Genomic DNA, 486 nt, shown 5'->3' with positions numbered 1-486 from the left:
CTCCCGGCCCCGCGGCGCCCCTGCCGCCACTGCCCGACCAACAGCGGCCACCCCGACTCCCGCCGCTCCCGTTCGAGCATCAGGCACCCGGCACAGGGAGTGCGGCCGGGCATCACCAGCGGTCCGACGAAACCGGTGGCCTCCACCACCCCCGCGTACAGGTGGGGGATCCCGGCCTCCATCAGGGGCTCCACGGCCTCGGGGGAGGGCGCGTAGGCGGAGATGCCGTCACGCGGCGCGATGATCACCAGCTCCGGTCCGGCCGGCCCCGAACCGCGCCGCGGGCGACCGGAGCGCTCCCCGCCCCGAGGCCATGGACGCAGCCGACGGACCAGGGAATCGGCGGCGGCGTTCCGCCGGCGGCCGACGTGCTCGGGTGCGAAGCCGGCGGCCGAGACGTCCCGGGGATCGACGGTTCCGCCGTCCACCACCTCCACCCCGCCGATCCCGGCTCGGGCCAGGGTGGCGGCGATCGCGGTGCCCACC

1 protein-coding gene is annotated in these 486 nt (G+C 77.2%); it reads right to left on the bottom strand.

Going from position 1 to position 486, the window contains the following annotated elements; all coding sequences use genetic code 11:
- Positions 1 to 486: ThiF family adenylyltransferase (locus FNQ90_RS26425; protein ID WP_228471629.1), on the bottom strand; the 486-nt coding region annotated here is incomplete at both ends.

The sequence above is a fragment of the Streptomyces alkaliphilus genome (assembly GCF_014141535.1).
In the GTDB taxonomy this organism is placed as follows: domain Bacteria; phylum Actinomycetota; class Actinomycetes; order Streptomycetales; family Streptomycetaceae; genus Streptomyces; species Streptomyces alkaliphilus.
Note: the sequence above shows the minus strand (reverse complement) of the source record. Positions and strands in the feature narration are given on the sequence as shown.